This is a genomic window from Stenotrophomonas sp. 80084_Sma (genome assembly GCF_056481995.1).
Map to the genome: position 1 here is coordinate 2,619,273 of NZ_CM151177.1, position 23,306 is coordinate 2,642,578.

22 protein-coding genes are annotated in these 23,306 nt (G+C 65.9%); 12 read left to right on the top strand and 10 right to left on the bottom strand.

Annotation, left to right across the window (positions count from 1 at the left end; translation table 11 throughout):
- Nucleotides 1–2: 2 nt before the first annotated feature.
- From ACZK3W_RS12165 to ACZK3W_RS12175, 3 genes are read left to right on the top strand one after another with little or no spacing between them, the layout of a single operon-like run.
- The gene (locus ACZK3W_RS12165) at nucleotides 3–302 is read left to right on the top strand and encodes a DUF3649 domain-containing protein (protein ID WP_197615915.1); all 300 of its coding nucleotides are present in this window, start codon (nucleotides 3–5) and stop codon (nucleotides 300–302) included.
- A complete protein-coding gene (locus ACZK3W_RS12170) occupies nucleotides 299–1,909 on the top strand; it encodes a PepSY domain-containing protein (protein WP_197615916.1) in 1,611 nt (536 codons plus the stop codon). The genes ACZK3W_RS12165 and ACZK3W_RS12170 overlap by 4 nt, the downstream gene beginning before the upstream one ends.
- The gene (locus ACZK3W_RS12175; RefSeq protein ID WP_197615917.1) at nucleotides 1,906–2,184 is read left to right on the top strand and encodes a DUF3325 family protein; all 279 of its coding nucleotides are present in this window, start codon (nucleotides 1,906–1,908) and stop codon (nucleotides 2,182–2,184) included. The genes ACZK3W_RS12170 and ACZK3W_RS12175 overlap by 4 nt, the downstream gene beginning before the upstream one ends.
- 136 nt (nucleotides 2,185–2,320) lie before the next feature.
- Here ACZK3W_RS12175 and ACZK3W_RS12180 read toward each other — a convergent pair whose 3' ends face one another.
- Both ACZK3W_RS12180 and ACZK3W_RS12185 read right to left on the bottom strand, forming a co-directional pair.
- Nucleotides 2,321–3,433, bottom strand: a complete 1,113-nt coding sequence (locus ACZK3W_RS12180; RefSeq protein WP_478449942.1) for a DNA glycosylase AlkZ-like family protein — start codon at nucleotides 3,431–3,433, stop codon at nucleotides 2,321–2,323.
- Between the two features lie 53 nt (nucleotides 3,434–3,486).
- Nucleotides 3,487–4,071 carry a TetR/AcrR family transcriptional regulator gene (locus tag ACZK3W_RS12185; RefSeq protein WP_197615918.1) on the bottom strand — a complete coding sequence of 195 codons (585 nt, stop codon included), beginning with the start codon at nucleotides 4,069–4,071 and terminating at the stop codon, nucleotides 3,487–3,489.
- Between the two features lie 239 nt (nucleotides 4,072–4,310).
- On the opposite strand from ACZK3W_RS12185, the gene ACZK3W_RS12190 reads away from it, so the two are divergent.
- Nucleotides 4,311–6,506, top strand: coding sequence for a TonB-dependent siderophore receptor (locus ACZK3W_RS12190; protein WP_197615919.1), 2,196 nt, complete (start codon nucleotides 4,311–4,313; stop codon nucleotides 6,504–6,506).
- A gap of 31 nt (nucleotides 6,507–6,537) precedes the next feature.
- Here ACZK3W_RS12190 and ACZK3W_RS12195 read toward each other — a convergent pair whose 3' ends face one another.
- Both ACZK3W_RS12195 and ACZK3W_RS12200 read right to left on the bottom strand, forming a co-directional pair.
- The gene (locus ACZK3W_RS12195; protein WP_197615920.1) at nucleotides 6,538–6,894 is read right to left on the bottom strand and encodes a hypothetical protein; all 357 of its coding nucleotides are present in this window, start codon (nucleotides 6,892–6,894) and stop codon (nucleotides 6,538–6,540) included.
- Nucleotides 6,895–7,357: 463 nt separating this feature from the next.
- Nucleotides 7,358–8,023: a TraX family protein gene (locus ACZK3W_RS12200; RefSeq protein WP_125894837.1), complete on the bottom strand. Its 666-nt coding sequence runs from the start codon at nucleotides 8,021–8,023 to the stop codon at nucleotides 7,358–7,360.
- 114 nt (nucleotides 8,024–8,137) lie between these two features.
- On the opposite strand from ACZK3W_RS12200, the gene pip reads away from it, so the two are divergent.
- Nucleotides 8,138–9,085: a prolyl aminopeptidase gene (gene pip / locus ACZK3W_RS12205; protein ID WP_100434789.1), complete on the top strand. Its 948-nt coding sequence runs from the start codon at nucleotides 8,138–8,140 to the stop codon at nucleotides 9,083–9,085.
- 93 nt (nucleotides 9,086–9,178) lie between these two features.
- Here pip and ACZK3W_RS12210 read toward each other — a convergent pair whose 3' ends face one another.
- From ACZK3W_RS12210 to ACZK3W_RS12225, 4 genes are all read right to left on the bottom strand, one after another.
- On the bottom strand, nucleotides 9,179–9,667 hold the full coding sequence (locus tag ACZK3W_RS12210; RefSeq protein ID WP_197615921.1) for a hypothetical protein: 489 nt from the start codon (nucleotides 9,665–9,667) through the stop codon (nucleotides 9,179–9,181).
- 728 nt (nucleotides 9,668–10,395) lie between these two features.
- A complete protein-coding gene (locus tag ACZK3W_RS12215; protein ID WP_197615922.1) occupies nucleotides 10,396–12,900 on the bottom strand; it encodes a TcfC E-set like domain-containing protein in 2,505 nt (834 codons plus the stop codon).
- Between the two features lie 67 nt (nucleotides 12,901–12,967).
- Nucleotides 12,968–13,462 carry a CS1 type fimbrial major subunit gene (locus tag ACZK3W_RS12220; protein WP_100434714.1) on the bottom strand — a complete coding sequence of 165 codons (495 nt, stop codon included), beginning with the start codon at nucleotides 13,460–13,462 and terminating at the stop codon, nucleotides 12,968–12,970.
- A 110-nt stretch (nucleotides 13,463–13,572) separates the two neighbouring features.
- Entirely contained in the window at nucleotides 13,573–14,307 is a 735-nt protein-coding gene (locus tag ACZK3W_RS12225) for a CS1 fimbrial subunit B flags: Precursor (RefSeq protein ID WP_100434715.1), read from the bottom strand.
- A 271-nt stretch (nucleotides 14,308–14,578) separates the two neighbouring features.
- Between ACZK3W_RS12225 and ACZK3W_RS12230 the strand changes: the two genes are divergently transcribed.
- From ACZK3W_RS12230 to ACZK3W_RS12260, 7 genes are all read left to right on the top strand, one after another.
- Nucleotides 14,579–14,878, top strand: coding sequence for an EF-hand domain-containing protein (locus ACZK3W_RS12230; RefSeq protein ID WP_100434716.1), 300 nt, complete (start codon nucleotides 14,579–14,581; stop codon nucleotides 14,876–14,878).
- 293 nt (nucleotides 14,879–15,171) lie between these two features.
- A complete protein-coding gene (locus ACZK3W_RS12235) occupies nucleotides 15,172–15,471 on the top strand; it encodes a hypothetical protein (RefSeq protein ID WP_125894842.1) in 300 nt (99 codons plus the stop codon).
- Between the two features lie 62 nt (nucleotides 15,472–15,533).
- On the top strand, nucleotides 15,534–18,293 hold the full coding sequence (gene mgtA, locus ACZK3W_RS12240) for a magnesium-translocating P-type ATPase (RefSeq protein ID WP_197615923.1): 2,760 nt from the start codon (nucleotides 15,534–15,536) through the stop codon (nucleotides 18,291–18,293).
- 31 nt (nucleotides 18,294–18,324) lie between these two features.
- On the top strand, nucleotides 18,325–19,062 hold the full coding sequence (locus ACZK3W_RS12245) for an MgtC/SapB family protein (RefSeq protein WP_012511185.1): 738 nt from the start codon (nucleotides 18,325–18,327) through the stop codon (nucleotides 19,060–19,062).
- Nucleotides 19,063–19,336: 274 nt separating this feature from the next.
- The gene (locus ACZK3W_RS12250) at nucleotides 19,337–20,392 is read left to right on the top strand and encodes an ATP-binding protein (RefSeq protein WP_197615614.1); all 1,056 of its coding nucleotides are present in this window, start codon (nucleotides 19,337–19,339) and stop codon (nucleotides 20,390–20,392) included.
- Nucleotides 20,385–21,026, top strand: coding sequence for a response regulator transcription factor (locus ACZK3W_RS12255; protein WP_100434721.1), 642 nt, complete (start codon nucleotides 20,385–20,387; stop codon nucleotides 21,024–21,026). The genes ACZK3W_RS12250 and ACZK3W_RS12255 overlap by 8 nt, the downstream gene beginning before the upstream one ends.
- Nucleotides 21,023–21,568 carry a DUF1697 domain-containing protein gene (locus tag ACZK3W_RS12260; protein ID WP_197615615.1) on the top strand — a complete coding sequence of 182 codons (546 nt, stop codon included), beginning with the start codon at nucleotides 21,023–21,025 and terminating at the stop codon, nucleotides 21,566–21,568. Before ACZK3W_RS12255 ends, ACZK3W_RS12260 begins: the two co-directional genes overlap by 4 nt.
- Nucleotides 21,569–21,679: 111 nt before the next feature.
- Here the strand turns inward: ACZK3W_RS12260 and ACZK3W_RS12265 are convergent, their stop codons facing one another.
- A complete protein-coding gene (locus tag ACZK3W_RS12265) occupies nucleotides 21,680–22,852 on the bottom strand; it encodes a low temperature requirement protein A (protein WP_197615616.1) in 1,173 nt (390 codons plus the stop codon).
- A gap of 9 nt (nucleotides 22,853–22,861) precedes the next feature.
- Nucleotides 22,862–23,128, bottom strand: a complete 267-nt coding sequence (locus ACZK3W_RS12270) for a hypothetical protein (protein WP_012511190.1) — start codon at nucleotides 23,126–23,128, stop codon at nucleotides 22,862–22,864.
- Between the last annotated feature and the right edge of the window lie 178 nt (nucleotides 23,129–23,306).

The following is a 23,306-nucleotide window of genomic DNA, read 5'->3' on the forward strand; positions in this document are numbered from 1 at the left end:
CTTTGACCGTTTCCCGTACCGCCTCCGTGCTGACCTGGCTGCCCCTGGTCTCACGCATCATCGCCGCGTTGTTCGGCGGCTATGTGCTGGCCGCACTGTGCAGCATCGCCGCACTGACGCTGCCCATTGATGGTCGCCAGGCCGTGTTCACCGGCATGCTGGCCAGCTTCCTGCTGTACGCCGGCGCCGTGGTCTGGGTGTTCGCGGTGCGCTCGGCGTGGCGTGCGTGGCTGGGCCTGATCGTCGCGGCGTTGCCCTTGTGGTTGATCGCACAGACGGTCGGCAACGGAGGCGCTGCATGAGCAAGGTCGATCGCACTCCGAAGCCACGCGGCATCCGCCAGACCATGTCCGACCTGCATATCTGGGTGGGGCTGCTGGCCGGATGGATCCTGTACGCGATGTTCCTCACCGGCACCGCCAGCTACTTCCGCGACGAGCTCTCGCGCTACACCCGCCCGGAAATCGCCACACCGTCCGTGTTGCCGGACGCCGCTGTGGTTGCGCAGCGTACCGTCACGGCGATCATGGCCGACACGCCTGCGGCCAACCAGATCAACCTCAGCCTGCCGAGCACGCGCATGCCGTGGGTGTCGGCGATGTGGGCCAGCCCGGGCGGGCGTGGCCGGCATGGCTTCGACTCGGGCCTGTTCGACGCCAGCACCGGTGCACCGCTGCAGGCACGTGACACCGGCGGCGGTGACTTCTTCTACGCCTTCCATTTCAATCTGCACTACATGCCAGCCATGTGGGGTCGCTGGATCGTCGGCCTGTGCGCGATGTTCATGCTGGTGGCGATCGTCAGCGGCGTGATCACCCACAAGAAGATCTTCGCCGACTTCTTCACCTTCCGTTGGGGCAAGGGCCAGCGCTCATGGCTGGATGGGCATGCGGCGCTGTCGGTACTCGGCCTGCCGTTCCACTTCATGATCACCTGGAGCGGCCTGGTGATGCTGGCGGTACTGTACATGCCGTGGGGCCTGGCCAAGCTGCCGGACAAGCGCCAGCAGGCCGAGGTCGTCAGCGAGATGCGCCTGTTCCTGCCACCGCAGAAGGCCGCCGGCCACCCTGCTCCGCTCACCAACGTCGGTGCACTGGTGCAGCAGGCCGAGCAGCGCTGGGGAGCCGGCGCGGTGGGCAGCGTGCAGGTGCAGAATCCCGGCGACGAGAACGCACGCGTGGCCGTGGTGCGTGCGCAGTCCAGCCGTGTTTCGACCACCCCGAACTATCTGCTGTTCGACGGCAGCGGTGGGCAGCTGCTGCAGATCAAGGAACACTCGGGCGTTGCCGCCGATACCCAGGGCGTGCTGTATGGCCTGCACCTGGGCCGCTTCGCCGATGCCGCCCTGCGCTGGCTGTACTTCATCGTCAGCCTGGCCGGCACCGCCATGGTCGGCACCGGGCTGGTGCTATGGACGGTCAAGCGCCGCGCGCAGCTGCCTGATCCGCAGCGCCCCTACTTCGGCTTCCGCCTGGTCGAGCGTCTCAACATCGCCACCGTCGCCGGCTTGTCGGTGGCGATGGCGGCCTATCTATGGGCCAACCGCCTGCTGCCCATCACCATGGACGGGCGCGCGGCGTGGGAGGTGCATGTGTTCTTCCTGACCTGGGCGGCCATGTTCGTGCACGCCACGATGCGCACACCCAAGCGTGCATGGATCGAACAGTTCCTGCTGGCGGCGTTGCTGCTGGCGCTGCTGCCGGTGCTGACTGCGGTGACCACGCTGCATCCGCTGTGGCGCACGCTGGCCGCGGGCGACTGGGCATTCGCTGGCACCGACCTGACCCTACTGGCATTGGCCGCCCTGCACACGCTGCTGGCCTGGCGCACCTGGCGGCATGCGCCGAAGGTGAGGCGTGCACGGCCGTCTGCCGCGTCACGCACTGCGGCACCGGAGGCCAGCGCATGATCCACGTCATTCTGTTCGTGTTGTCGCTGGCCGCGTTCGCCTGCCTGGCACTGGCGATGGAGCGTCATCAGCGGGACGTATTGCGTCGTGTGCTGAGCGCGCAGGCAACCCAGCAGCTGCGCGCGATTGGCTGGGCACTGCTGGTGTTCAGTACCGTGTTTGCCATGCGCGGGTTGGGCGTGGGTTTCGGTCTGGCCGCGCTGTCCGGTCACACCAGCGTTGCCGCGGGCGTGGTGGTGTTGGTGGTGGTGGCGCATGGGCGGTGGAATCGGTAGATACCCACCTTGGTGGGCGCCGATGGAAGCCAGCGCCAACCAAGGTTGGCGACTACCGGGCCTGCGCGGCGTTGCTTTGGTAGATGCCCACCTTGGTGGGCACCGGGAGCGATAGGCACCCATGCGCCGCTGGGCGCTACAGGAACTCCGCCATGCGCTGCAGTTCGTCTTCAAGCGCGCCACGAAACACCTTGTCGCGGGCCAGCGACTTCCCGGCGTAGCCCACGCTGGACGCCAATTCACCGTCGAGTACGCTGAGATTGGCCCAGCCCACCACCTGGTCGTGCCACAGCACCGGCAGCGCGTAGTAGCCGTATTGCCGCTTCGGCGCAGGTGTGTAGGCCTCGAACTTGTAGACCCAGCCCCACAGCAGCTCGAAGCGGCGGCGGTCCCACACCACCGGGTCGAACGGCGCCAGCAGGCGTACCTCTTCGTCCGGCGCATGCCGGCGCGAGCGCGGGTTCTCGTCGGCCGGCCAGTACCAGGTGGTGCCGTCCAGCGTGCAGCTGGCCAGCTGTTGCTTGGCCAGCATCAACGCCTGCCGGGTCTGTTCGGCCAGATGCGGTGCGCCATAGCCCAGCAGGCGCACCAGATAAGTCAGGCTGGCCGACGGCAGCGGCGCGTACTTGCGTACCACCAGATCAATCAGGGCGGCGGCGCGTTCAATCTGTGCCTGCTCGCTGGCATCAGCTTCCGCGTGGTCGGCTACGGCATAGATGCGGGTGCCGCTGTCGCGCCGCTGCACGCGCAGCAGGCCACGGTAATGCATGCCATCCAGCAGGTGCGTGCTGGCACTGCTGGTGCCGCCCCAGTAGTTGGTCACCCGGCCATGCGCGAACGCCTGGTCAACCTCGCGCGGATGCACGCTGCCGCGCTCGCGCACGAAGGCCAGCACATCCGCTGCACGCCGCTGGGTCTCGGTGTCCCACGCGCGCTTGGACACGCGCGGATGCATCAGCGCCAGATATTCGCGCGGCAGGAAGCCGTAGTTCACCAGGCAATCTTCCTCCACCGGCAGGCGCGCATAACGCCGCTCCAGATCACCGGCACGGTAGTCCTTCACCCGATGGCGCAGGGTCAGGTCCTGTGCGCGTGCCGGCGCCCGGATCGGGTCAGCCTGCACGAAGCCCAGGCGACGGATCGCGGTCAGCAGCGTGGTGGGCTTGAACAGCGTGCGCGCCACCGCATGGCGGCGCAGATCATCGAGGGTGGGCGTGGCAGGCATGGCTGCATTGTAGATCCACGCCATGCGTGGATGGGGCCGTGGGGAGCCGTGCAACGGCATCCACGCATGGCGTGGATCTACCGAAGTTCCAACACCTCCAGCGAACCGATCACCAGCGCACGCATGCCCTGCTTGAACTCGGTGATCACCTGGCCCTCTTCGTCGTCGGCAATCCCGTAGACCGTATCCGCACCGGCAATGCAGTAGAACGCGATCGTGGCCAGCAGCCAGCGTGCCTTGTCCAGCGGCAGGCCGAACACCTCGGCCACATGGGCCTGGTGCGAGGCGATCTTCTCCAGCATCGGCGTGGTCGCCACCGAACGACGCAGCAGGTACGGCGGCAGCCCGGGGTGCGCTTTCACCACTTCGCACAGCGAATCCACGAACCCCAGCAGGTAAGCCTGCAGACCGCCCGGTGCATCGGCCGACGCTCGCGGAATCTGCCAGCGCTGGAACACCGTGTCGGCCACCAGCCGCTTCAAGGCCTCCAGGTTGGCCACGCGCTTGTAGAGCGCGGCCTGGGTCACCGCCAGTTCGGCGGCCACGTTGGCCATGGTCAGGTTCGGCAGGCCCAGCTTGATGCCGATGTCGGCCAGGCGATCGGGGGTGATGGTGGGCGGACGGCCACGGGCCGACGCCGGGGTTTCAGGGTGCATGTTCATACCGTAGCGAGGGTGCCAGCAAAGGGACCCTCTTGTCCGCTTCATATGGTTTAGTTTAATTTACTCAACTAATTCGGAATGCGTGAGGTTCGCAACCCCGCCGCCGTCCGCGATCGAGCCAAAGGCTCACTTCCCGCCAGGTCCCCACCCAGCCGACAACCCTGCGCCGCGCCCTCCCCCGTGCTTGCCGTCGGCAGCGCGCCAGGCGCGTTCGCACCTGCGATTCACAGGAACCTGGCATGACCGTGTACCACCTTTCCTCTCCCCTGCAGCCCGCAGCGGCCGCCGCGAGCCGCGGGCAGATGCATCCGCCGATGGCCCGGCGCTACCGGGTGTCAGTCCTGGCAATGGGGCTGCTGGCCTCGTTTGCCGCGCTGGCCGAATCCGCGCCGTCCACTCTGCCCTCGGTGCAGGTGCAGGAACAGCGCCGGGTGACCGGCGACTATGCCGGCGGACAAGTGGCCTCCGGCAGCCGCGTCGGCCTGCTCGGCGACAAGGACTTCATGGATACGCCGTTCAGCACGGTCAGCTACACCGAAGCCTTCATCCGCGATCGCCAGGCCAAGGACCTCACCGACGTCATCGCCGCCACCGACCCTACGGTGTTCAGCAACGGCGTGACCGGCGCCTGGAGCGAGAACTACGCCATCCGCGGCTTCGCCTCCAGCACCAGCGATACCACCTTCAACGGCCTCAGCGGCATGGCGCCGTACTACCGCACCTCGCCGGAGATGTTCGAGCGCATCGAGGTGCTGAAGGGCCCGTCCGCCCTGCTCAACGGCATGCCACCGGGCGGCTCGGTCGGTGGCAGCGTCAACCTGGTGCCCAAGCGTGCTAGCGAGCAACCATTGCTGCGGGTCAGCGCCAACTTCGCTTCCGATGCGCAATTCGGTACCCATGTGGATGTGGGCCGCCGTCTGGGCGCTGACAAGCAGTTCGGCATCCGCTTCAACGGCGCCTGCCGTGATGGCGACGGCGCAGTGGGCAAGCAGAGCAAGAAGGTGCAGCTGGGTTCATTGGCACTGGACTGGCGCGGCGAGCGCGCCCGCCTGTCCGCCGATCTGTACAGCGCCGACGACCGCGTGGACGGCCCGGCCCGTGGCGTCGGCCTGGCGCCGGGCGTGGCGATTCCGCGCCCGCCCCGTGGCGACACCCTGATCAACCCGGACTGGGCCTACGTGGACAGCCAGGACAAGGGCGCGATGCTGCGCGGCGAGCTGGACATCAACGAACACCTGATGGCCTACCTGGCCTATGGCATCAGCAAGACCGACTACCGCTACAACGGTTCGATCAGCGCGCAGATCCTCAATCCAGCCGGCGACTTCAGCACGGTGATCGGCCAGCTGGCGTTCGACATCAAGAAGCAGTCCGGTGATGCCGGCCTGCGCGGCAGCTTCCGTACCGGCAGCGTGAGCCATCAGTGGGCCGCCAACGTGACCCACTACCAGCACACCCAGAACGACTACGGCCGCCGCAGCGTGCCGGGCTGGGACTGGACCACCAACCTCTACAACCCGGTGTGGGGCCCGGCTGCGCCGTTCATCGCGCCGCATATCTCGCACACCGAACTGCGGCTGGACAGCATCGGCTTCGCCGACACGTTGTCCTTTGCCGATGACCGCGTGCAACTGACACTGGGCGTACGCCGCCAGCAGGTGGTCAGCGAGACCTTCAACGTAGCCAGCGGTGCGCGCACCTCGCGCTATGACGAGAGCGCCGCCACCCCGGCCGCCGCCCTGCTGGTGAAGGCCACTGATAAGCTTTCGGTCTACGCCAACTACATCGAAGGCCTAAGCCAGGGCGCCACCGCGCCGATGACCGCCGCCAACGCCGGCGATGTGTTTGCACCCTTCCGCACCAAGCAGAAGGAGCTGGGCCTGAAGCTGGACCTGGGCAGCTTCGCGCACACCTTCAGCGTGTACGAGATCAAGCGCCCGAGCAGCTACACCGATCCGGTCACGAATATCTTCTCGTTCGGTGGCGAACAGCGTAACCGTGGCGTGGAATGGGGCTTCTTCGGCGCGCCCCTGGACGGCGTGCGCCTGCTGGGCGGCGTGGCCTACGTGCAGCCGAAGCTGACCCGCACCGCCGGTGGCGTGAATGAAGGCCGCATTGCTACCGCCGTTGCGCAACGCCAGGCCAAGCTGGGCGTGGAATGGGATGTGCCGGCGCTGGAGGGCTTGACCCTGACCGGCAATGCCACCGCGATGTCAAAGCAGTACATCAGTGCCGACAATCGCCTGTCGGTCCCGGGGCGCACGTTGTTTGATGTGGGTGCGCGCTACAGCACCACGGTGGCGAGCCGACCGCTTGCCCTGCGCGCCAGCGTGAACAACGTGACCAACAAGGCGTATTGGGGCATGCCGTTGTTGTCGAGCCTCGCATTGGGTGCGACGAGGACGGTGCTGTTGTCGGCCACGATGGATTTCTGAAAGGCATCCACGCATGGCGTGGATCTACGTTTCATTTCGGGTGCAGGCGATAGATGGCATGACTGGTCAACGCCAATGCCGCCAGCTTCAGGCCTTCCATCACGCGGTCGCCGACGTAGTGTTCCGGGCCGCCATTCTGGCGGGCGCGTTCTGCCGCCAGCAGGATTTCCTGCACGATGCGCAGTCCGGCCAGCGCACCATCAGCATCGGCCAACGCCATGCATCGGCCCGGCAGTTGATGGCGCTCGGGCCAAGACTGACCGTCAGCAGCCGCGCCCAACCCGATGCGATGCAGCAGGGTCGTCAGGCTGTTGGGATCGGGCGGGATGTCGTGCCCCTCATCGGCATTGGCCGGGGCGCGCTGATGGGGGAACTCCGATGCATTCATGGCAGGTCTCCGTGCAAGGCATGCAGGACCACCGCCCTTAACAAAGGCGGCGGACGGTACGTGGCTGGAAATCCGGTGGTCGCGTAAGCACTAACCGGCAGGTGGGTTTTCACCCACCTCCACGCACCGCCCGCCATAAAGCTCGAACGGAATGCCAGCCGACGCCGCACAAGGCGACGCCGGCTGGCGAGCGCAAACTACACGCGACCAACGGGGTTTCCAGGCCCCGGCCATCCTTTTTCGATGGCACCCCATCATGAGCACAACGGGGTGGCAGGCGCCAACAACCCAAGTGCAAAGACAGCAACGTTCACGCAGTGGCAGCATTGTCGCATATCGACAATCGAGCCGAAGATTCAACAACTTGCACCACGCCGATGACGGCATGCTTCACCCGCATCGGCATCGCGCATTCCTTGACCGCATCCGGCATTCAGGGACATGCCACATGCCAGTTCCGACATTACGCAAGCAGACGAGCAATCAACGCCAGCACCGCCAGATGCCCCACGTAGTATCCATAAAACGCCCAGCGCCAGCGCGGCAGTTGCCACGGCACCCGCGCCGCCAACAGCAACACAGGAACGGCCAGCAACGCCCAGCCGTTGTGGTTGGCCCAGCACACTGCAGCAAGCCCGATCAGCAGCAGCCACCACGCACCATGGCGGAACGCCAGCCATCCGAGCAGCACGAAGCCGACGCCCGCCCATTGGTAGTCCACCAGCATCGGCGCCATGCCCGCCGCCAGCAGCAACAGCAGTGGGCGATTGCTGGCCAGTGCATGCACCGCCACCGCAGCCAGGGCAAAAGTAAGCAGTATGTTGAGTGGCAACCAGGGACCGAAGGCAAGTGCATGCAGCGGTTGCGCGACCACGCCCCATACGGCCAGGCGACGGATCGACTTGCGCAGGTCTGCACCCGGCTGGGCTAGGTTGCAGGCCATTACCAGTGCAAACAGCGGGAACGCGATGCGCCCCAGTTCGCTTATGACCGGCAGGTAGCCGCCGTAGACCACTTTCGCCACGTGGTCGCCGGTCATGGTCAGCAGTGCGATCCACTTCAGCAGCTCGCGTGCGCCGCTGCCGAGGGTGAGGTTGAAGGTGGACGTCCCGGCCGTGGTCGCTTGCATCGCGGCAGCTTATGCGCATCGGCCAGCCCATTTCCAGCACCGCGCAGGAGCCCGCCGCTGCAGGCCACAGGCGGCGGCGCTATGCTGGCCGCCCCTGCTTGTGAGACGCCTGCCATGCGCACCCTGTACCCCGCCATCGAGCCCTACCGCGAGTTCACCCTGCCAGTGAGCGATCTGCACACCCTGCACATCGAGGAATGCGGCACGCCCGACGGGATTCCGGTGGTGTACCTGCATGGCGGACCGGGTGCCGGCATTTCGCCCACCCATCGCCGCTTCTTCGACCCGGCACGCTACCGCATCGTGCTGATCGACCAGCGTGGCAGCGGACGCTCCACACCGTTCGGCGAGCTGCGCGACAACACCACGCAGGATCTGGTGGCCGACATCGAGAAGGTGCGCGAGCACCTCGGCATCGAGCGTTGGCTGGTCTATGGCGGTTCCTGGGGCTCGACCCTGTCGCTGGCCTACGCGCAGGCACATCCTGAGCGCGCCACTGGCCTGATCGTACGCGGCGTGTTCCTCGGTCGTGAGATCGAGAACCGCTGGTTTGCCGAGGCCAACGGTGGTGCGCGCTGGATCTTCCCGGAGCGCTGGGATCGGTATGAGGCCTATATCCCGGAGGACGAGCGCAACGACATGATCGCGGCCTACTGGACGCGCATGGACAGCGCCGATGAGGCCACCCGCATCGCCGCCGCGCAAGCCTGGCTAGGCTGGGAGGACAACGCCGCCACCTTGCAGCACGAGGTGGATGCGGTGTCCACCGATGATCCGCTGGACACGTTGGCCAAGGCCCGAATCGAAGCGCACTACTTCCGCAACGGCATCTTCCTGGAACCGGACCAGCTGCTGCGCGACATCGATCGCATCCGCCACCTGCCCGGCGTGATCGTGCAGGGCCGCTACGACATCATCTGCCCGCCGCGCAGCGCCTGGGACCTGGCCAAGGCCTGGCCGGAAGCAAAGCTGGAGATGGTGACTTCCGGCCACAGCGCCAACGAGCCGGCGACGGTCGATGCACTGGTGCGGGCCACGGACGCGTTTGCCGACCGCTTCTGACGGCGTGGGTAGTGGCGGCCGCTGACCGGCATCCCGCCGGTTGCAGGTAGAGCCGGCTGTTGGTCGCCTCTACCCAGCCGCTCTGCCCTCCTGTCACGGATTGGCGTCGAACACCACCGTCATGTTGCCCTGCCAATGCGAACCGGGCGACTTCAGCATCTCCGTCACCGCCTCGCGATCAGCGGTAAATCGCAGCGTCGAACGCCGCTGCATCAGATAGCCATCCGGGGTGAAGCGTGGCGCCCGCGCATCATCCGGCAGCAGCGCTGTGTTCTGCGCAGGCCGTCCATCGCGCACAGTGCTCATACCGGGAATCGTCACATCAATCTCCACTGGCGCTATCACGTCGTCGCGGGAGTTGCGTATCCCACAGCGATCACCCGCGTCGTACTCGCAACGAAGCTTCATACTGAAGTCCATCGACGTGGTCAGATGGAACGGCAGTTCCTGACTCAATCGTTTGGGTGGGCGACCATGGTCAATCCACTGCGACCAGCCTTCTTCTGGAGCCAGCTTCACGCTGGGCGCGGACTCTGAGAAGCGCACATTGAAGTCATGCATCACATCAAACACGAAGTTCAATCGTATTGACTAAACCCCCGTAATATTGTCTCCAAGATCAATGTCCGCCCCGGCTCCTCCAGTAGTCCAGCTTTCTGAAGCCTCATATCGCCCCGACTGCAGTGCGGTCGCATTCGGAAGCTCTACATTGAGGCCAATTCCAACATTCCGATATGAGTAGCTTCGGCCGTTTCTAGCAACGGTGCTGAAACATTCCTGAGGATTGGACGGAGTGCGGACACCCCATCCTCCGTGTGACCAACCTAATCCGCCCGCCCCACGAATAGCGGTGCAGCCCCCCGCAGTACCGTAGTACCAAGGATCCTGACCCCGGCCGAAACTCAAGTACAGCGAAATCGCCATGAAACTGATGGTCACATCGAACTCTGCACCGGTTCTTACTTCCCGGACCGTGACGGCTCTTGGGGCGGGGAAGCGCACGTATGTGGTATCCCTGCGAGATGCTGGATCGCCATCTCCAGACTTGGTCCAATACGTTCTCGCGCCAAGATCGAAGATGTAGGCCCCGCTTCTGTCGCACTCAGCGGGCCGCCAATTGCAGAACCCCCCACGTGGTGTCGTGTTTTCAAAGGAAGTGTTGCCCGGGTTCAGCGCATTCGGCCGAAATTCACCGGAGACAGTCCTCTCCACCACCTGCGCTTCTGCAGGAAATGTCTGCGACAGAATGAACAAGACCACCACACCCATCACCGCTTTCATCTCAACTGAGACCTCCTATTGGTCCTGAATCACTTCACAGCCAATGACACGGGGCAACGAATGCCACCCACCATCAGCACATCCCCCTCCCGTGGATAGCGCCCCTCTTCCATCGTCAGCACGCAGCTCACCAGGTTCGGATAGCGCAGCTCCACCACCGGCGCGCGTGCGCTCAGCTCCAGCGTGAAGAATCCCTCCTCCTGGCTGACGCTGCGCCCGGCATGGTTGATCACTTGTACACCGCGCACGCCGTTGCCGTCGGCATCCAGCACCTGGCCCATTACGGTGAAGGTGCGCAACACATCCACGGTAGCGTGCATCACCCCACCCTTGTTGAGGTGGTAGCTGATGGTTGCCGGTTGCAGCGTGGCCGCGGGAGCATGCCGCCCATGGAAGTCGAACTGCACGTGGCCCGCACGGTACGCGGTTACCGGCACGAAGTTGCGCCCCGGCTTCAACTCCACACCGCCGCCCCGGCTGTCGTCGCCACGCAGCATCACGTCGGAGTAGTCGCTGCGCACGTCGACGATGATGCCGGTATCCACGCTGCCGCTGCGGCCCTGGCCAAGCACCGCAGCACGGCCACCGCCGATCACCAGCGTGCTGTCCAGGTTGGCGCTGCCACTGACGTGGCCCGAGCCCGCGCCACGGTACAGCTGCACATCACCTTCCAGCAACGAACTCTGCAGGTACGCACCTGCTCCAGCGCCAATGCCACTGCGCTCAGTACTGATCATCCCGTTCACGGTCTGCACAAGCTTGCCATCCACACGCTGCGTCGCTGCCGCGCTGACGTAGGTGTCGCGCTGGCCGCCCTCGCCGGTACGACTGCCCAGGCTGCCGCTGTAGCTGCGACGCTCGCTGCCCAGCGATACGCTGACGGTGAGGTCGATCCCGCGCTGACGGCGGTAATGGGTGAAGCGACTGCCAGGGCGGTCGTAGGCCGAGACCCGCCAGTTCACGTCGTGCCTGCCGAACAGGGTCTCCCGACGTCCATAGGACACATCGATGCCGGTGCCTTTGGTGAAGCCCGAGCTGCGCGCCACCCGCAGGCTGGCGTTGTCGCGATGGCTGAAGCGATGGGTGATCGATACCGCGGTGGTGTCCTGCCAGCCCCCGCGGGTTTCCCAACGCGGCACCGAGCCGTCACCGGGCAGGACACGCTGGCGCTGTTCTGCCCAGCTGCGCGCATGGTTGGCCACTACCGATCCGGCGCGGTAGCGGTACAACCCCTGCAGGTCGACGCCGCGCCCGGCATCACTGGACGTATAGGCATTGGTGTAGGTGCTGAAGCGGTCGCTGGCCTGCCAGTCCATCGACAGCCCCGCCGCGCGGCGCGTGCCGATCTGCTGCACGGTGGCACCGGCCACCGCCCGCGGATGCACCAGGTAATTGACCACCGCACCCGCGGCCAGCCTGCCCTCCTGCAGTGCGCGACCGCTATCGAGCAGGCCCCGCTGTTGGCCAGCGAACACGCTGTAGCGCCAGCGGCGGCTGGGGTCGCTCCATCGACTTGGTTTGTGGATCGACGCGGTCTCACGCGAGGCTTCGTGGCCGTCCTTGATGACCCGCAGTTCCACGTCGTAGATGCCGCCGGGCAGGCGCCGGGTGTCGATCTCCTGGATGCCCGGCTTGACGGCCTGCGTGGACAGGAGGTTGCCGTCGCGCAGGATCTCCACCACGCCTTCGCGGCTGGCAGTGACATAGACCGGGTACACACTGGGGCTGCGCGTGTCGGCCAGCAGCACGTCCGAGGAGCCGAGCATGAAGCCCAGCGCGGTATCGTTCTGCGTGCCGAGTGCGCGCGGCTGGCGGATGATGCCTTCGAAGGTGGGCAGGAAGTAGCCTGCACGCACGAAATGGTCGCCCAGCTCGCGCTGGGCATGCAGGGCACTGAGATAGTGCTCGCGGCTACCCGGTTGGGCGTAGTACTGGTAACTGCCTACCGTGCTCCAGCGGCCGACGCTGCCGCGCAGTTCAGCGCTGTAGCGCGCGGAGGTCTGCTGTTCCTGGCCGCCATGCACGGCCACGCTGTTGCGGACGATCAGTCCATGGCTGCCGCGCTCCGGCAGCGCGACGTGGCGTCCTTCCTTGTGCGCACCTGCTTGGGTCAGCAGGCTGAGCAGGGAATTGGACAGGCTGTAGTGCAGCGCCGCCAATCCGCGACACTGCTGGCTGCACACACCCAGCGCCACCGGCTCGGCCAGCACGTCTGCCCAGCGCGAACGCTCCGTCTGCGGAAGCGGGCTGCCGTGGGCTTCGCCGAAACCGATCAGCTGCACGCGATTGTCTTCGTGCAGCAGCACCTCGGCGTCGCCCAGGTAGCGCCCGTCCAGCTCCACCCGCACGGTGAGCGGATTGCCGAACAGGTGCTCACGGAACTCCGCAGGCATGCGCTCGCGCTGCTCCAGCAGGCTGGGCAGCTCACCCAGCGCAAGACCGGCGGCATGGCTGGACGCGGCAAACACCACGGCGCCGATGCCGGCAGCCAATCGCGCAAGGGCCGGAGATGCGGGACGGACGGGTCGTTTCATGGGCGGATGCCCGTGCCCTCCCGCTGCATCTGCGATGCGGCAGGAAGGGCACGAAGCTGCATGATCGTCAGATATCGCTTTCGAAGATCATGTGGAACTGGCCGCCGTAGCTGCCCTGCTTGTAGCCATCGGTCGGCACGGTGGGGGTAATGGCAAACGCCAACGACTTGCCGGCCGCGGCCTGTGCGGCATTGGCCACCGTGATCTTGGCGGCCGAGGTGGCCGGCACCACCACGTTGTCCAGCTTCACGGCCAGGTCGACCACGTCGGCGGCCGAGGCCATCTGCGCCGGCGCAGACAGATAGGCGGTGATGGCCGCCGGCGACTTGATGTTGATGACACGGCCGGTCAGATCGCCCAGGGTCTGGCGGGCGGTATCCCACGGCAGGTTCTGCGGCAGGCCTTCCCAGCCATCGGGGGTGGACACCTGCAGGCCAGCGGTGTTCGGCACATCAGCGGTGACGTTGACGGTGATCGACTTGGTTTCGGTCGCGGCCAGGGCAATGGCCGGGGTGATCAGCAGGGCGGTCGCCGCTGCCAGCAGGGTGGTCTTCAGGGACATGGATGCACTCCAGGTTCAAGGGTAGGAATCAAGGTGCCAGGCAAGGGCAACGCCGTCCCAGCGGGCGCCTGGCAGGCCCGTTCGGGACAGATCCAACGGTGGAAGTGGGCTTAACGGCGTGAGTCGATGCTGCGTTGGCTGTCGCCTTCGCGAAGCTCGAAGCGCAGGAACTGGTGCTCGGCAGCCTGCAGCGCGTAGCTGTTGCCGGGACGCACATGCGCGATGATTCCCGGCGTGCAGGTATCGGGACGGTCGCGCTCGCACTGGCGCAGGTTGTCCAGCACCACGGTGGCATTACCGCGATTGCGTACCTGCTGTTGCTCGATGAGCGTGTCGTAGTGCGGGTTCTCCGGCGCGACGAAGAAGATCGTGCCGTAGCCGGTGAACACGCGGATGGCCGAGGTGAGCTCCGCAGCCTCCCGGGCCTGCTCTTCGCTGAGCGAGAAGTCCTCGGCCGTTGGCGCCACCGGGATGAAGCGCAACCGGTAGTAGCGCTCCTGGTCACGCGCACCGCGATACACCAGGCGTGTGGCCTGCTGTCCATTGCCTGCGATGATCAGGCGGCTGGGGCTGGCGATGACTCCTTGCGCATCCGGCGTGTTGCGGACCAGCGCTGTGGTATCCACCGGCGTTTCGCTGGCCTTGCCCTCCGCATCGAAGTGCATCTGGGTGACTTCAACCCGCACGTAAGCCGTGGCGTCACCGGTGTTGCGGATGCGCTTGAGCAGGTTGCTGTGCGTGGGCTGCAGATAGTCGAACAGCACGCCTACGTTGATCTGGGGTGTGGATGCGTGCGCGCTACCAGACAGGATGACCAACAGAATCAATGAGAGAAGACGACGCATGGCGGGCCCGCAGGGAAAGGCGAGCGCGAATTTTCACGACCGCATCACAATCTCGATATGCAAAAAGTTGCAAAAGCCGGACATGTCCTACGCATCTGAAGCGATTCCTAGTCTGCCGGTCCTGACCCGCTGGACCGGCGCCATCGCGGTGAACGGCGCCCTACTTGCGTGCACGCTTGCCTGCATTCTTCGCAACCGGCTTACAGTCCCCCGCCGAAGATCCGGCCGTGGCCACCACACCGGTGGACCGCCCCCTCCTCAGGAGCACGCCATGACCGGTTTCCGCTACCTTCCCGCTCTCCTCATCCTCTCGGCCGGCATTCTGCTGGGCGGTTGTTCCAAAACGCAGGAAGCCAGCAAGGCCACCGCGGCCGAGGACGTAACCGAAGTGAAGTTGATTCCAGCCTATGAATCGCTGGACAAGGACAAGGACGGCATCGTCACCCTGGCCGAAGTCGATGCGGTTGCGCCGGACTGGGCAGAACGACTGCACGCCTGCGATACCGATCGCGACAAGAAACTGAGCCGCGGCGAGTACGATGTGTGCAAGCAGACCAGCACCTCGCATTGATTCCTTGATGCGCCGCCGATTGGCGCGATGCTTGCCCGGCTATACCAAGGTATAGCCGGGCTAACCCACGAGCCTCTAGGACTGCCCCATTCAGGGGCGGACAATAGCGCCACTGGCCAGGGCAACCCTGGCTGGCTCCCTCCCCTCATGGAGACGCAGATGGACCCCGACCCTGCCGGGCGCACCGCGCCCCGTATGCCCGCCTGTTGCCTGTTCCTGGCGCCTGCCCGCCGGTCCCTGCCTGCCTGAGTGACGGGGGATCGCCAGGCGCCGCCTGCCTGGAGATCACCCCCATGTCCTACAAGATCCTCTACATCACCCTACGCCGCCTGATCGGCGAGCGCGATGTTGCCGCCCTGCGCAGCCACCTGCTGCAGCACGGCCCCGTGATTTTCGCCCGTTCGCTGTCGCTCGGTTCGCCGCGCGTGGTCGCCGATGCACTGTCGCTGCTGCCGATCAGCGAACGTATCAACGTGCTGCGCCATCTGCCCTACCCCCTTCGCGATGCGATGAAGCCGCTGTGCATCGGCGGCAGCCAGCGCCTGCACATGCAGCCGTGGTCGCCGGCGGCGCTGGCGATGCGCCACGCCTGAACCGTTGCATCCGTTCCGTTCGTGTTCCGGCCGCGGCCGGCTCTGACATTCAAGGAGTTCCCATGAGCCTGCTCAACGCCTGGTTCAATGCCTTCCTGCGCAGCCGTCGCGCAGGCAACCTGTTCGGCCGTCGCGCCATGCCCGAAGCCGGCTTCGGCCCGGGCAGTGCCGAAGCCGCACCTTTCGCGCTCACCACCGGCCTGGTCACCCTGTCGCAGCTGGACGAGCCGCGCCTGCTGGCTGCGCTCGACTCGCACGTCGATGGCCTCAGCCCGCACGAGGCCGAGGAGCGGCTGGCCACGCTCGGCCCCAACGAGGTGGATCACGAAAAGCCGCTGCCGTGGTGGCGCCATCTGTGGCAGTGCTACCGCAACCCGTTCAACCTGCTGCTGACCGTACTGGCGGCGGTGTCCTGGCTGACCGAGGACATCAAGGCCACGATCGTGATCGGCGCGATGGTGCTGCTGTCCACGCTGATCCGCTTCGTGCAGGAAGGCCGCTCCAACCGTGCCGCCGAGCGGCTGAAGGCACTGGTCGGCAATACCGCACGCGTGCTGCGCCGCAATCCGGGCACCGAGGCCGCCGATGTGGCCGACCAGTACTTCGGTGCGCACCTGCACAGCCGTCGCCCGGCCCGCCTGCTGGACCTGCCGATCCGTGAGCTGGTGCCCGGTGACCACATCGTGCTGTCGGCCGGCGACATGATTCCGGCCGATTGCCGCGTGCTGACCGCCAAGGACCTGTTCGTGGCGCAGGCGGCGATGACCGGCGAGTCGCTGCCGGTGGAGAAGTTCGCGCACCCCGGCGACGGCCTGGCCGGCCTGCTGGAGCAGCACAACCTGCTGTTCATGGGCACCAATGTGGTGTCCGGCACAGCCACCGCCGTGGTGCTGGCCACCGGCAACCGCACCTACTTCGGCACCCTGGCCCAGCGCAGCACCGCCACCGACCGTGCGCCCACCGCGTTCCAGGCCGGCGTCAACAGCGTCAGCTGGCTGCTGATCCGTTTCGCGCTGGTGATGGTGCCGTTCGTGCTGCTGATCAACGGCTGGACCAAGGGCGACTGGACCGAGGCCTTCCTGTTCGCGCTGTCGGTGGCGGTAGGCCTGACCCCGGAAATGCTGCCGATGATCGTCACCTCCACCCTGGCCAAGGGTGCGGTGCTGTTGTCGCGGCGCAAGGTGATCGTCAAGCGCCTGGATGCGATCCAGAACTTCGGCGCGATGGAAGTGCTGTGCACCGACAAGACCGGCACCCTCACCCAGGACAAGATCGCGCTGGAACGGCACACCGACGTGTTCGGTCACGATTCGGAGGATGTGCTGAAGTTTGCCTACCTCAACAGCCATTTCCAGACCGGGCTGATCAACCTGCTCGACCGTGCGGTGCTGGAGCACGTGGAGCTGCAGAGCTCGCTGCGGCTGTCGCAGGACTACCACAAGGTGGATGAGATTCCTTTCGACTTCGAGCGCCGCCGCATGTCGGTGGTGGTGTCCGAACGCGAGGACCACCATGAGCTGATCTGCAAGGGTGCGGTGGAAGAGATGCTGGCGGTATGCAGCACGGTGCGCGAGAACGGCGAGGACAAGCCGTTGGATGAGCAGCGGCTGGCGCGCGTGCGGCAGACCACCGAAGAACTGAACGAACAGGGCCTGCGCGTGGTGGCAGTGGCGATGAAGGAAACCGCCGCCAGCCAGACCGTGTATTCGCAGGCTGACGAATGCGGGCTGACCCTGGTCGGCTACGTGGCCTTCCTCGATCCGCCGAAGGAATCGGCTGCGCAGGCGCTGCAGGCGCTGGCCGCGCATGGTGTGGAAGTGAAGGTATTCACCGGCGACAACGAGCTGGTCACCGCCCGCGTCTGTGCCCAGGTCGGGCTGGACGCGGACACCATCCTGACCGGACCACAGATCGAGCGCATGGACGACGGCACACTGTCGCGTGCATTGCACCACCACCGTGTGTTCGCCCGATTGACGCCACTGCACAAGGAACGGCTGGTGCGCGAGCTGCGTGCGCAGGGCAAGGTGGTCGGTTTCCTCGGCGATGGCATCAACGATGCACCGGCGCTGCGTGCGGCGGACATCGGCATCAGCGTGGACAGCGCGGTGGACATCGCCAAGGAGGCCGCCGACATCATCCTGCTGGAAAAGAACCTGATGGTGCTGGAGGAAGGTGTCATCCAGGGCCGGCGCACGTTCAACAACATGCTGAAGTACATCCGCATGACTGCCAGCTCCAACTTCGGCAACGTGTTCTCGGTGCTGGTGGCCTCGGCCTTCCTGCCGTTCCTGCCGATGCTGCCACTGCAGCTGCTGGTACAGAACCTGCTGTACGACATCTCGCAGATCGCCATTCCGTTCGACAACGTGGACGAGGAGCTGGTGCGCAAGCCGCTGAAGTGGAACCCGGCAGACATTGGCCGCTTCATGGTGTTCTTCGGGCCGATCAGCTCGATCTTCGACCTGAGTTGCTTCGCGCTGATGTGGTACGTGTTCGATGCGCGCACACCAGCCGACCAGGGCCTGTTCCAGTCCGGCTGGTTCGTGGTCGGCTTGCTGACCCAGACCCTGATCGTGCACATGATCCGTACGCCGAAGGTGCCGTTCCTGCAGAGCATCGCCGCGCCGCCACTGCTGGTGATGACCGGCCTGATCATGGCCATCGGCGTGGCCCTGCCGATGAGCCCGCTGGCTGGCTACTTCAAGCTGCAGGCCCTGCCGACCGGCTACTGGCCGTTCCTGGTGGCGATCCTGTTCGGCTACGCGGTGCTGACCACCCTGCTGAAGAAGATCTACATCCGTCGTTACGGCTGGCAGTAAGCGCCCGCCGCCTGGTCCAGGGAGAAACACAATGGACATCAATCCGAACCTGCCGGCGTTCAACGCCGGCGCGACCCTGAGCTCGTTGATCAGCCTCTCGGTGGCGTTCGTGCTTGGCACCGTTATCGGCCTGGAGCGACAGCTGCGTCAACGCACCGCCGGCCTGCGCACCAATACACTGGTGGCGGTGGGTGCTGCCGTCTTCGTGGACCTGGCCGTGCGCTTCCACGACCTGTACGGCGGCCCGCCGTCGCCACTGCACGTGGTGGCCTATGTGATCTCCGGTGTGGGCTTCCTCGGCGCCGGCGCGATCATGAAGGACGGTGCGCAGGTGTCCGGCCTGAACACCGCGGCCACCTTATGGGGCTCGGCGGCGGTGGGTGCCTGCGCGGGTATCAAGCTGCTGCCGGAGGCGGTGCTGGCGGCCGTGTTCGTGCTGGCCGCCAACACTTTGCTGCGGCCGGTGGTGAACCGCATCCAGCGGCAGCCGCTGCCGGAGGCGTTCAGCGAGGCGACCTATGCAATCAACGTGGTCTGCCAGCGCGAGCAGCAGGCCGAGGTGCTGGACCAGCTGTTGCTGCTGCTTGAACAGGCGCACTACCCGGTACGCGCGGTGGACCAGCGCCCATTCGGCGAGCGTGACGTGGAGATAGAAGCCGTACTGTATGCCACCACGGTGGATGCCGGTGAACTGGATGCGGTGCTGGCCACGCTGGCGACCACCCCCGGCGTGCTGCAGGGGTTCTGGAACGCCAGCCTGGAGGAGTAGTGCCGGCCGCTGGCCGGCAACCTCATGATCCCCGGACGCACCGTGCATCGCCTCGGCATGCCCACCGCTGGGGTAGTGCCGGCCGCTGGCCGGCAACCCCGTGATCTCCGGAAGTACCGTGCAGTTGCCGGCCAGCGGCCGGCACTACCAGGCATCGTTCTGGTTTGTGCCGGCCAACGGTCGGCACCCACCACACAAGAGCACGCCGACCCAGGTCGGCATCCACCAATGCCGGCTTTGCTATCCTTTCCGCCCACGCCCGGGAGCTTCCCCGATGCCATCGCTGTCGCCCCGCCGCCCGCTGGTGCTGCTGGCCCTGATCGTCGTGATGGCGGCGATCTTCCTGATCGACACCGTCACCGACTACGCCGTGGCGGCCGCCTGCTTCTACGCAGCGGTCATCCTCGCCGCATCGCGCGTACTGGCCGCGCGCGGGCTGATCAGCCTGGCCATCGCCTGCATCGCACTCACCGCCCTGAGCTTCTTCCTCACCCGCTTCGGCACCTACCGCATCGGCCTGGTCAATTCGGTGATCGGCATGCTGGTGATCGGCATCACCACCTACCTTGCGTTGAAGATGGAAGCGGCCAAGGCTGCGGTGCAGGAAGCACAGGGCCGGTTGCTGCGGGTGGCGCGCGCATCAACCGTGGGCGAGTTGACCACATCAATCGCCCATGAAGTGAACCAGCCACTGGCGGCGATCGCCAGCAGCGCCGAAGCCTGCCAGCGCTGGCTGGCACAGGACCCACCGAACGTGGACAAGGCACGGCAGACCGTGGCCCGCATCCTGGCCGATGCGCATCGCGCTGGTGACGTGATCGCCCGCATCCGCGGCCTGACCCAGGGCGCGGCACCGGAACGACGCGCCTTCGACCTGAACCAGGCGGTGGAGGAAATGCTGGCACTGTCGCGCAGCGAGCTGGACCAGCACGGCGTGGCCGTGGCCCTGCTGCTCGATGCCGACCTGCCGCTGGTACAGGCCGACCGCGTGCAGGTGCAGCAGGTGATCGGCAACCTGATCCTCAATGCGGTGGACGCGATGGAAGCAGTGCCGGCTGCCGACCGCCGCCTGTCCCTGTTGACCCAACGCGACGGACAGCGGATCAGCCTCAGCGTGCGCGACCGCGGTGTCGGCCTGCCAATCGACCATCCTGAGCGCGTGTTCGATGCGTTCTGGACCACCAAGTCACACGGGCTGGGTCTCGGTCTCAGCCTGAGCCGTTCGATGATCGAGGCCAACGACGGCAGGATCCGAGCCGAGCGCCCAAGCGGCGGAGGTGCCTGCTTTGTGTTTGACCTGCCCATCGCCACGGAACTCCCTCATGCGTAAGCCCGCTGCACCCGCCGCCGATCCAGCGCCCATCGTCTATGTGATCGACGACGATCCGTCGGTGCGCGCCGCGCTGGAAGACCTGCTCGCCTCGATGGGCCTGCAGGTACGGGCCTTCGCCTCCACCCAGGCATTCCTCGAGCACGAACTGGAAGATGCACCGGCCTGCTTGGTGCTGGACGTGCGCATGCCCGGCCAGAGCGGGCTGGAGTTCCATCGCACGATGGGCAGCCACGGCCTGCAGCTGCCGGTGGTGTTCATCACCGGCCACGGCGACATCGCAATGGGTGTCAACGCGATCAAGGACGGTGCCATCGAGTTCCTGACCAAGCCGTTCCGTGACCAGGAACTGCTGGATGCGATCCACAAGGGCATCGACATCGACCGCCAGCGCCGCCGTGACGGCGAGGCACTCGATGCCCTGCAGCAGCGCTGGAACACCCTCAATGCCGGCGAGCGCGAGGTGGTCGACGGTGTGGTGCGCGGCCGCCTCAACAAGCAGATCGCCGGCGACCTCGGGGTCAGCGAGATCACGGTGAAGGTGCGCCGCGCACAGGTGATGCGCAAGATGGGCGCGCGTACGCTGGTCGACCTGGTGCGCATGTACGACCGCTTGCAGGCAGGTACCCCATGAGCGTGCATGTCGCACTGCTGCGAGCAGTCAATGTCGGCGGCACCGGCAAGCTGCCGATGGTTGAACTGGTGGCGATGTGCGAGGACGCCGGCTTCACCGACGTCCGCACCTATATCGCCAGCGGCAACGTGGTGTTCCGCAGCGGACTTGACGAAGCCGGCGTGCGAAAAGCCCTTGGCCAACGGCTGCAGGCCTATGCAGGAAAACCGGTGGGTGTGCTGGTGCGCTCGGCAGCCGAGATCGCGGCGGTTGCCGCCGGCAATCCGTTCCCGCACGCCGCCGGCAATCGCGTGGTCGCGCTGTTCGTGGATGAGATACTGCCTACCGATCCCTTGACCGGGGTAACCGGCCTGCGCGATGAGCAGCTGGTGCTGGGCACCCGCGAGATCTTCGTCCACTATGGCGACGGCATGGCCGACTCACGCCTGCGGATTCCCTATGCCCAACAGGGCACCGCCCGCAACCTCAACACGGTTGGCAAGCTTGCGGCAATGGCCGCCGCACTCGGCCAGGCCACCTCAGACAGTAGAGGGCGGCGGTAGAGTCGACTGTCAGTCGACTATCGCGCGCAGCGCGGGATTCTCCGCAACCTTGTGGAAGAGCAGTCGACTAACAGTCGACTCTACCCGGCACGTGCTGGATACCGGACAAGATCACGCTCGTTGCAGGCGGTGCTTCAACCGCGTATCCATCAACCCCACCGCCAGCAGCACTGCGCTGGTCAACCAACCGGCGGCCAACAGATGGGTCTGCGGCAATACGAAACCCATCACGCCCAGTGCCACTGCACCGATCAGATGCGAGTACGGCGCGCGACCGTACACCACGCGCTTGTACAGCGCGCTGCCCAGCAGGTAGATCAACGGGCCGGCCAGCAGCACGGCCGCATACACCGACGTCACCGCGGCATGCGGGTGATCCATGACCAGGTCATTGCCCACCGCCGTAGCGATGATCCCTGCGATCAGCAACGCGTGCACATAGTGGAAGTTGGCCCCCATCCGGCCCGGGTCTTCGGCATGGCTGATGGCCTCGGTGGCGTCGCGGCTGGAGATGCCGAAGTACAGCCACCACATGGCGATCGTGCCGGCGAACGTTGCCAGCACCGCCGACACCACCGCCCCACTCCACTGTTCGACCTCGCTGAGCACGCCACCGGTCGCCAGCAGCGTCTCGCCCAGCGCGACGATGACGAACAGCTGGCAGCGCTCGGCCAGGTGCCCGCCCTCGATGGTCCACTCGCGGGTGTGCGAACGGCCCAGCCCCGGGAACGCGAAGCCGAACATCGGTGAGACGTATTCGCACGCCACCGCCACCGCCCACAGCGCCAACCGCGTATTGCCCTCGGCTGCCGCACCTGCCAGCCAGAAGCAGGCCGACACGCTCACCCAGGCCAGCATGCGACGGAAGTTCGGTGCCAGTGGGTGCGTGCGACCGACCTCCAGCAGCACGAAGGCGGTGCGCCCGACCTGCATTGTGGCGTAGGCCCCGGCAAACACCCAGGCGCGGTCGGCGAACGCCTCGGGAATGGACGAGGACATCAACAAGGCCAGCAGCATGGTGGCAAACAGCAGGCCGCGGATGCGCGGTGCCTCCGGATCGAACCAGTTGCTGACCCAGCAGGCATACTGCCAGCCCAGCCACACCGCAAACCACAGCACCAGGGTCTGCAGCACGCCGGCCAGGTCCAGGTGGTGCAACAGGTGGTGGCTGAGCTGGGTGACCGCGAACACGTAGACCAGGTCGAAGAACAGTTCTTCGTAGGTCACGCGGGCGTGGTGGCCGTCGCGCTGGCGCAGGGCCGGCAATCGCAGTCGTGTACTCATGGCCTTCCTTCAGCGCGCCAAGCGCCAGTAGAGCAGGCCGGCCAGCAGGGCCGGCACCGCGAACACCAGCAACAGGATCGGCAGTTCTTCGCGAACCCCGTAGCCGGCCTTGCTGACGCCCACCCACAGGTTGGCCACCGTCACCAACAGCCAGGTGGCAATGAACGCGATCAGGGCCGTGGGCAGCTGTGAGGTACCCACGCTCCACAGCCGTCCGAACAGCAGGAACACTCCCAACAGCACAATGCCACCCACCATCACCAGAAGCACATGCATGGTCCACCTCCTTGAGCCTGCAGGCAGGCTAGCCGTGGGCGATTCTGCGCTCCAGCCGATGATCGTGGATTCACTTTCCAGACGCGGCGAACAATCGCCCTGACGATCGCGGCATGGCAAACGAGAACAGTTCCCATTAGTATTGCGTCATTACGCAGGGATGACCTCCCGGCACCCG

Coding starts and splice junctions, on each gene's coding strand:
- ACZK3W_RS12170 (WP_197615916.1), top strand. CDS start 299: ATGAGCAAGGTCGATCGCACTCCGAAGCCACGCGGCATCCGCCAGACC.
- ACZK3W_RS12175 (WP_197615917.1), top strand. CDS start 1,906: ATGATCCACGTCATTCTGTTCGTGTTGTCGCTGGCCGCGTTCGCCTGC.
- ACZK3W_RS12180 (WP_478449942.1), bottom strand. CDS start 3,433: ATGGCGTGGATCTACAATGCAGCCATGCCTGCCACGCCCACCCTCGAT.
- ACZK3W_RS12185 (WP_197615918.1), bottom strand. CDS start 4,071: ATGAACATGCACCCTGAAACCCCGGCGTCGGCCCGTGGCCGTCCGCCC.
- ACZK3W_RS12190 (WP_197615919.1), top strand. CDS start 4,311: ATGACCGTGTACCACCTTTCCTCTCCCCTGCAGCCCGCAGCGGCCGCC.
- ACZK3W_RS12195 (WP_197615920.1), bottom strand. CDS start 6,894: ATGAATGCATCGGAGTTCCCCCATCAGCGCGCCCCGGCCAATGCCGAT.
- ACZK3W_RS12200 (WP_125894837.1), bottom strand. CDS start 8,023: ATGCAAGCGACCACGGCCGGGACGTCCACCTTCAACCTCACCCTCGGC.
- pip (WP_100434789.1), top strand. CDS start 8,138: ATGCGCACCCTGTACCCCGCCATCGAGCCCTACCGCGAGTTCACCCTG.
- ACZK3W_RS12215 (WP_197615922.1), bottom strand. CDS start 12,900: ATGAAACGACCCGTCCGTCCCGCATCTCCGGCCCTTGCGCGATTGGCT.
- ACZK3W_RS12220 (WP_100434714.1), bottom strand. CDS start 13,462: ATGTCCCTGAAGACCACCCTGCTGGCAGCGGCGACCGCCCTGCTGATC.
- ACZK3W_RS12225 (WP_100434715.1), bottom strand. CDS start 14,307: ATGCGTCGTCTTCTCTCATTGATTCTGTTGGTCATCCTGTCTGGTAGC.
- ACZK3W_RS12230 (WP_100434716.1), top strand. CDS start 14,579: ATGACCGGTTTCCGCTACCTTCCCGCTCTCCTCATCCTCTCGGCCGGC.
- ACZK3W_RS12235 (WP_125894842.1), top strand. CDS start 15,172: ATGTCCTACAAGATCCTCTACATCACCCTACGCCGCCTGATCGGCGAG.
- mgtA (WP_197615923.1), top strand. CDS start 15,534: ATGAGCCTGCTCAACGCCTGGTTCAATGCCTTCCTGCGCAGCCGTCGC.
- ACZK3W_RS12245 (WP_012511185.1), top strand. CDS start 18,325: ATGGACATCAATCCGAACCTGCCGGCGTTCAACGCCGGCGCGACCCTG.
- ACZK3W_RS12250 (WP_197615614.1), top strand. CDS start 19,337: ATGCCATCGCTGTCGCCCCGCCGCCCGCTGGTGCTGCTGGCCCTGATC.
- ACZK3W_RS12255 (WP_100434721.1), top strand. CDS start 20,385: ATGCGTAAGCCCGCTGCACCCGCCGCCGATCCAGCGCCCATCGTCTAT.
- ACZK3W_RS12260 (WP_197615615.1), top strand. CDS start 21,023: ATGAGCGTGCATGTCGCACTGCTGCGAGCAGTCAATGTCGGCGGCACC.
- ACZK3W_RS12265 (WP_197615616.1), bottom strand. CDS start 22,852: ATGAGTACACGACTGCGATTGCCGGCCCTGCGCCAGCGCGACGGCCAC.
- ACZK3W_RS12270 (WP_012511190.1), bottom strand. CDS start 23,128: ATGCATGTGCTTCTGGTGATGGTGGGTGGCATTGTGCTGTTGGGAGTG.